Source organism: Streptomyces sp. NPDC056347, assembly GCF_042262625.1.
Lineage (GTDB): Bacteria > Actinomycetota > Actinomycetes > Streptomycetales > Streptomycetaceae > Streptomyces.
In genome coordinates this window covers 1-6,981 of record NZ_JBHJQP010000275.1, presented here as the reverse complement: position 1 = coordinate 6,981, position 6,981 = coordinate 1, and the positions used below count along the sequence as shown (strand labels likewise).

The 6,981-nt window shown below is 70.6% G+C and carries 8 protein-coding genes; all 8 read left to right on the top strand.

Going from position 1 to position 6,981, the window contains the following annotated elements:
* Window positions 1–117 precede the first annotated feature (117 nt).
* The 8 genes from ACFCV8_RS34975 (at window position 118) to ACFCV8_RS34940 (ending at window position 6,936) form a co-directional block, all read left to right on the top strand.
* The gene (locus tag ACFCV8_RS34975) at window positions 118–762 is read left to right on the top strand and encodes an HAD family hydrolase (protein ID WP_376689550.1); all 645 of its coding nucleotides are present in this window, start codon (window positions 118–120) and stop codon (window positions 760–762) included.
* Window positions 763–804: 42 nt separating this feature from the next.
* A complete protein-coding gene (locus ACFCV8_RS34970) occupies window positions 805–2,016 on the top strand; it encodes an MFS transporter (RefSeq protein ID WP_376689549.1) in 1,212 nt (403 codons plus the stop codon).
* Window positions 1,985–3,157: an acetoin utilization protein AcuC gene (locus tag ACFCV8_RS34965; protein ID WP_376689548.1), complete on the top strand. Its 1,173-nt coding sequence runs from the start codon at window positions 1,985–1,987 to the stop codon at window positions 3,155–3,157. Before ACFCV8_RS34970 ends, ACFCV8_RS34965 begins: the two co-directional genes overlap by 32 nt.
* A gap of 151 nt (window positions 3,158–3,308) precedes the next feature.
* Complete coding sequence (locus tag ACFCV8_RS34960) at window positions 3,309–4,124, top strand: phosphatase (RefSeq protein ID WP_376689547.1); 816 nt, start codon at window positions 3,309–3,311, stop codon at window positions 4,122–4,124.
* Window positions 4,125–4,252: 128 nt separating this feature from the next.
* Window positions 4,253–4,465 carry a helix-turn-helix domain-containing protein gene (locus tag ACFCV8_RS34955; RefSeq protein ID WP_158070919.1) on the top strand — a complete coding sequence of 71 codons (213 nt, stop codon included), beginning with the start codon at window positions 4,253–4,255 and terminating at the stop codon, window positions 4,463–4,465.
* A 110-nt stretch (window positions 4,466–4,575) separates the two neighbouring features.
* Complete coding sequence (locus ACFCV8_RS34950; RefSeq protein ID WP_003948845.1) at window positions 4,576–4,674, top strand: 30S ribosomal protein bS22; 99 nt, start codon at window positions 4,576–4,578, stop codon at window positions 4,672–4,674.
* Between the two features lie 114 nt (window positions 4,675–4,788).
* On the top strand, window positions 4,789–5,883 hold the full coding sequence (locus ACFCV8_RS34945; RefSeq protein ID WP_376689546.1) for an NAD-dependent epimerase/dehydratase family protein: 1,095 nt from the start codon (window positions 4,789–4,791) through the stop codon (window positions 5,881–5,883).
* Window positions 5,884–5,898: 15 nt separating this feature from the next.
* Window positions 5,899–6,936 carry a lysophospholipid acyltransferase family protein gene (locus tag ACFCV8_RS34940; protein WP_376689545.1) on the top strand — a complete coding sequence of 346 codons (1,038 nt, stop codon included), beginning with the start codon at window positions 5,899–5,901 and terminating at the stop codon, window positions 6,934–6,936.
* The last annotated feature ends 45 nt before the right edge of the window (window positions 6,937–6,981 follow it).

The window sequence follows — 6,981 nt, the reverse complement described above, 5'->3', positions numbered from 1 at the left end:
TACTGCAGGGGGGACCCTGTGGGAGAGTAGGACGCCGCCGAACTCCTTTTGTGAATGAGCCCCGTGTCCGTCAGGACACGGGGCTTTTTCGCGTTCCCGAACGTCTAGGCTCGATCCATGCGCTACGAACTGGTCATCTTCGACAACGACGGTGTGCTCGTGGACAGCGAGCCGATCGCCAACACCATCATGGCCGAGTATTTGACTGAGCTCGGTCACCCCACGTCGTACCAGGAGTGTCTGAGGGACTTCATGGGGGCCGCGATGCACAGGGTGCACGACCTCGTGGAGGAGCGGACCGGGGAGAAGCTGCCCCCGGATTTCGACGAGAGGTACTACGAGCGGGTCTTCGCCGCGTTCGAGCAGGAGCTGGAACCGGTCCAGGGCGTCGAGAACGTCCTGGGGAAGCTGGTCGCCGACGGCGTTCCGTACTGTGTCGCCTCCTCCGGGAGTCACGAGCGGATCCGGGTCGGGCACCGCAGGACCGGGCTCGACCAGTGGTTCGAGGAGAATTGGATCTTCAGCGCGGAGGACGTCGGGCAGGGAAAGCCGGCGCCCGACCTGTTTCTGCTGGCCGCCGAGCGGATGGGCGTGGCCCCCGAACGGTGCGTCGTCATCGAGGACAGCCCGCTCGGCGTGGAGGCGGCCAGGGCCGCGGGCATGGACGTGTACGGGTTCACGTCGATGATGCCCGCGGACCGGCTCACCGGGGCGACCGGGTGCTTCTCCGACATGAGTCAGCTGCGCGAATTGCTCGCGTGATCCATCTACCCACCGGTAGAAACTGGCCCTACGCTCGCGGCCATGACACATGCTGGTTTGCGGCACGGCAGGGCCTCCCTCACGCTGAGCTTTTTTGTCCAGGGAGTCACCTTCGCTCTGCTGGTGACGCGGATCCCCGCCATTCAGGACCGGTACGGGATATCGGACGGGCTGTTGCCCGCGTTCCTGGCGGCGGTGCCCATCCTGGCCGGGGCGGGCAGCGTGGTCACGGAGAAGCTCGTCGTACGCGTACGGCCCAGGATCGTGCTGCGGTGGGCCCAGCCCGTCGTGCTGCTCGCGCTACTCGGGGCCGGAGCCGGGAACACGCTGTGGGAAGCGGCGTTCGCGCTCGGCATGTTCGGGCTCGCAGTCGGGGCGCTCGACGCCTCCATGAACATGATGGGGGTCAGCCTCCAGCGGGCCTACGGACGGTCCATCATGCTCGGCTTCCACGCCGCGTACAGCCTGGGCGGGATCGCCGGAGCCTCCATGGCGTGGGCCGGGGCCCACTGGGACCTCTCGTTGCTGGTCTCCTACCTCCCGGCGGTCGTCGTGCTGCTGCCCGCCGCCCTCGTGGGGAGCCGGTGGTACGCGGACGGCGCTTCCTCGGACTCCGCGGAGAAGGAGCCGGGTGACCGGGGCAAGGGGGCCGGGTCCGTCTCGTTCAAGCTGCTGATGCCGCTCTGCCTCGTGATGAGCTTCGCGTACATAGGGGACTCCACGGTCTCCAACTGGAGCGCGAAGTACCTCCAGGACGTCCTGGGGAGCTCGGAACAGCTGTCGACCCTGCCGTACAACGTGTACATGGTGACGACGCTGCTGGGGCGGGCCGTCGGGGACCTGGGGGTGCGGCGGTTCGGGGCCGTGGCCGTGGTGCGGAGCGGGAGCGTGCTGGCGGCGGCCGGGTTCGTCGTGGTTGCGGCGGCCGGCGGGGCATGGACCGGGATGCTCGGGTTCACACTGCTGGGGCTCGGGCTGTGCGTGATCGTGCCGCAGACCTTCGCCGCCGGCGGGCGGATGTTCCCCGGGGCGAGCGACACCGCCATCGCCCGGCTGAACATCTTCAACTACGTGGGATTCCTGGTGGGATCGCCGCTGGTGGGTGCGATAGGGGACGCCTGGAGCTACCGGGGCGCGATGCTCGTACCGATGGTGCTGGTGCTCGCGACGCTGGTGTACGCCAAGTCGTTCGGGGCGGAGTCCGCCCGATACGGTGGCGGGCATGAGCGGCCGCGCACAGCTGATGTGGGATGACGCAGTAACGGGATACGACTTCGGGGCGAGTCACCCGATGGACCCCGTCCGGCTGGCCCTGACCATGGGGCTGGTCCGGGCGTTCGGGCTCGACGGCGCGGTGGACGTGGTGGCGGGCCGGCCCGCCGGGGAGTCCACGCTGCGGCTGGTGCACCGCGAGGACTACGTGGCCGCGGTGCGGGCCGCCTCGGCCGATCCGAAGCGGGCCGATCAGCGCTACGGGCTCGGGACGGTGGACGATCCGGCGTTCGCCGGGATGCACGAGGTCTCGGCGCTGATCGCCGGGCAGTCGGTGGCGGCCGCCGAGGCGGTGTGGCGCGGGGACACCGCGCACGCGGTGAACTTCACGGGCGGGCTGCACCACGCCATGCCGGGCGGTGCGGCCGGGTTCTGCATCTACAACGACCCGGCGCTCGCCATCGCACGCATGCTGGAGCTGGGCGCCGAGCGGATCGCGTACGTCGACGTGGACGTGCACCACGGTGACGGGGTGCAGGCGGCGTTCTGGGAGGACCCGAGGGTCCTGACCATCTCGCTGCACGAGCACCCGCGGACGCTCTTCCCGCACACCGGCTGGCCGGAGGAGACCGGCTCCGGGGCCGGTGAGGGCGGTGCGGTGAACGTGGCGCTGCCGGCCGGTACGGGGGACGCGGGGTGGCTGCGGGCCTTCCACGCGGTGGTGCCGGAGCTGTTGGCGGATTTCCGGCCACAGGTGCTGGTGACCCAGCACGGGGCCGATACGCATTTCGAGGACCCGCTCGCCCATCTCGCGGTGTCGCTGGACGCGCAGCGCGCGGTGATGTCGGCCTGTCACGACCTGGCCCACGCGTACGCGGAGGGCGGTCGGTGGGTGGCGCTCGGCGGGGGCGGTTACGCGGTGGTGGATGTGGTGCCGCGGTCCTGGACGCATCTGGTGGGCATCGCCGCGCACGCCCCGGTGGAGCCGGAGTCGATGATCCCGGAGTCGTGGCGGGCCGAGGTGTACGCCCGTACCCGGCAGTTGGGGCCGGCCAGGATGACGGACGGGCGGACGCCCTCCTGGAAGCCGTGGGAGGAGGGGTACGACCCGGCGGACCGGCTGGACCAGGCGGTGCGTGCGGCGCGGCGGGCGGCGTTCCCGCTGCGGGGGCTGCTGACCTGAGCCGGGCCGCGGGCGGCTGTGCGTACGCGCGGGCTCGTGCGTGGGGCTCGTGTGCGCGGGCTCGTGCGCGGTGGCGCGTAATGGTTGCGCCAACGGTATGGAGTCATCGGCTTCCGGCCCCTCGTCCGGGCGGGTGGGGGAGCATCGTGGGGTGTTGAGCACCGGAGCGCTGCGTGCGCATCTGCTGGCGGCCCGGCTGGCCGGGCCCGTGGCCACGTCGAGGGAGACCAGTCTGCGGAGTTACCGGCTCTTCGCGGCCGGGGATCCGCGGGTGACGCTCGGTCTGCTTCCCGGAGGGGGCTGGGCGGAGGCCGATCTGCTGCGGCTGATGGCCGACAAGTGCGGGGTCTCGGACGATCCGGCGCATGTCCTGGGGCCGGACGTGATCGATCCGGAGCGGACGCTGGCGGGCCTGGACGCCTTCGCGGACCGGCTGTCGTGCGCGGCGGAGCGGCGGGCGCCGGTGCTGTTCGGGACCGGGCATCCGCATCGGCTGCTCGGTTTCTACGCAGCGCTGGCAGACGCGATGTCGGCGGCGGGATGCCGTGTACTCACCCCGGCGCAGGGGCGATGTGTCGACATAACGACCCGGTTCGGCGTACGTACGTGCAGCCTCGACTACGTACGGGGAGTCGCGATGGTGCGTGAGCCCGGCGCACGGGAGGACGGTGGTGACACCGGCGCACACACCCATTCACCCTTGCCGGTCCGGGTCGTCCTGGCGGCGGCCGCGGAGGAGCGCGGCCCGCTTCCGGAACTGGTGGTCGGGGACCACGGCTGGGTCTGCGGGGCAGGTCAGCTGGGCATCGAGGCCATCGGCCTGGCGGACACGGACGATCCCGCGCTGTTCGTCGGGGAGGCCGAGGGGCGGGTGGCGGTGGCCGTTCCGGTGGACGACGGGGTGCCGTCGGCCTTCTACCGGCCGCTCACTCGGTATGTACTCAATCGGGCGTTTCTGTCACGGTAGGCGGTCGATCGTCTCCCCTCTTCCCCACTCGCATCACCCGCCCCTAACCTGGGCAGTGAGCGCACAACGACGAAGAGTCACCGGAGGGGAAGCCGGTGCGCGTCTCGTGCGGAAGGTACAGGTGAGTCATGGCTGCTGACAGCGAGAGGCCTCTCAACGAGGTCAAGTTCCTGACTGTGGCGGAAGTCGCCTCGGTCATGAGAGTGTCGAAGATGACCGTGTACCGCTTGGTGCACAGCGGGCATCTGCCGGCGATCCGGGTGGGCAGGTCCTTCCGGGTGCCGGAGCAAGCGGTTCACGAGTATCTCCGCGAGTCCTTTGTGGGGGTGGAGTCCGCCTGAGGTTCACCTCGGATTACGCCCCTCACGCGCTGGCGGGTAGGCTAGGCCGACGTAGGTCGTGTGGGCCCAGACGCCCCGCACCAGTGAAGAAGAAGTGAGCGAGGGTAGTCGTGGGCTCTGTTATCAAGAAGCGGCGCAAGCGGATGGCCAAGAAGAAGCACCGCAAGCTGCTCAAGCGCACGCGCGTTCAGCGTCGCAACAAGAAGTAGGCGAACGCAGTTCGTGTTTCCCGCAGCCCTTCCACCGGTCCGGTGGAAGGGCTGCGGTGCGTTTCACCCGCTACGGTGACGGCCAGGGATTCCTTTCGACGGAAGGCGCTGATCTTGGGGAAGGTCGTGCTGGTCACGGGAGCGGCCCGGCAGCTGGGCGGCCGCTTCGTGCGGCGTGTCCAGCGGGATCCGGGGGTGGACCGGGTGATCGCCGTCGACGCGGTCGCGCCGGGGCACACGCTGGGCGACGCGGTGTTCGTACGGGCGGACGTCCGGCAGCCCGCGATCGCCCGGGTGCTCGCCGAGCACGCGGTGGACACCGTGGTGCATCTGGACGTCTCGGCCAAGGCGGTCGGCGCGGGCGGCCGGACGACGGTCAAGGAGACCAACGTCATCGGCACCATGCAGCTGCTCGGCGCCTGCCAGAAGTCGCCGAGTGTACGGCGGCTGGTGGTCAAGTCCAGTACGAACGTGTACGGCTCGGCGCCGCGCGATCCGGCGGTCTTCACGGAGACCACCCCGCCCAAGTCGCTGCCCAGCGGTGGCTTCGCCAAGGACGTGGTGGAGGTCGAGGGCTACGTGCGCGGGTTCGCGCGCCGGCGGCCGGACGTGGCGGTGTGCGTGCTCCGGTTCGCGAACATCCTCGGACCGCGGGCCGATTCGCCGCTCGCGGACTATCTGTCGCTGCCGGTGCTGCCGACGGTGTTCGGATACGACCCGAGGCTCCAGTTCGTGCACGAGGACGATGTCGTCGACGTCCTGGGCGTGGCGGCGGGGGAGCCGGGGCGCGGGACGCTGAACAGCGGCACGTTCAACATCGCCGGGGACGGGGTGCTGCTGCTCTCGCAGTGCTCGCGGCGGCTGGGGCGGCCGACGGCGCCGTTGCTGCTGCCCGCGGTGACCTGGGTCGGCCAGGCGCTGCGCAGGGTCGGGATGACGGATTTCTCGCCGGAGCAGATCCGGCTGCTCACCCATGGCCGGGTGGTCTCGACGGTCCAGATGCGCGAGACGCTGGGCTTCCACCCCCGGTTCGGCACGGCGGAGACGTTCGCGGAGTTCGTCCGCGGGCAGGGGGCGGGGCTGCTGCCGCCCGAGGTGGTGGGCGGTGCGGTCGACCGGCTGGCGGCGCTGTCGTTCGCGGGGGCGGGCGGCGATGTTTCGGGGATCAGCGGGGACGGCGACAGCGTGCCGTCCTCCGGCGGCAGGTAGAGGAGCGCACCGAGGATGGCGGATGCCAAGGTCATTCCGTTCGACGAGGACCGTTCGCGGGCGGGTGGTGCGGCGCGTCCGGCCCGGCGCCGGGCCCCTGCGGCGGGCACGGCGGCCGTGAGCGCCCTTCCAGGGCAGCAGGACGCCCCGGAGCCCCGGCGGGAGCCGGGGGACGGAGCGGCGCCCTCCGGCCGGCAGGAGGGCCCGGAGCGCGGCGACTGGGACCGGCGGATCGCCGGGGGGCTGGCGTTCCTGCGACGGCGGGTCACCGGTGAGTACGACGTCGACGAGTTCGGCTACGACGAGGAGCTGACCGATCAGGTCCTGATGTCGCTGCTGCGGCCGGTGTACGAGAAGTACTTCCGGGTCGAGGTGAAGGGCATCGAGAACATTCCCGCGGAGGGCGGGGCGCTGATCGTGTCCAACCATTCGGGGACGCTGCCGCTGGACGGGCTGATGCTCCAGGTCGCCGTGCACGACAACCATCCGGCGGGGCGTCATCTGCGGCTGCTCGCCGCGGATCTGGTGTTCATGCTGCCGGTGGTCAACGAGCTGGCCCGCAAGGCCGGGCACACGCTGGCCTGTGCGGAGGACGCGGAGCGGCTGCTGCGGCAGGGCGAGGTGGTGGGGGTGATGCCGGAGGGGTTCAAGGGCATCGGGAAGCCGTTCGGGGAGCGGTACAAGCTCCAGCGCTTCGGGCGGGGCGGTTTCGTGTCCACGGCGTTGCGGGCCGGGGTGCCGATCGTGCCGTGCTCGATCGTGGGGGCGGAGGAGATCTACCCGATGATCGGCAACTCGAAGACGCTGGCGCGGCTGCTCGGCTTTCCGTACTTCCCGATCACGCCGACGTTTCCCTGGCTGGGGCCGCTCGGGGCGGTGCCGCTGCCGACGAAGTGGACGATCCAGTTCGGGGAGCCGATCCCCACGAGCGGGTATCCGGTGGAGGCGGCGGAGGACCCGATGCTGATGTTCAACCTGACGGATCAGGTGCGGGAGCAGATCCAGCACACGCTGTACCGGCTGCTGGTGCGGCGGAGGTCGGTGTTCTTCTGAGCCCCTCGGAGCGGGGCCGGTGCGGATAGGTGGACGGGGGCGGGC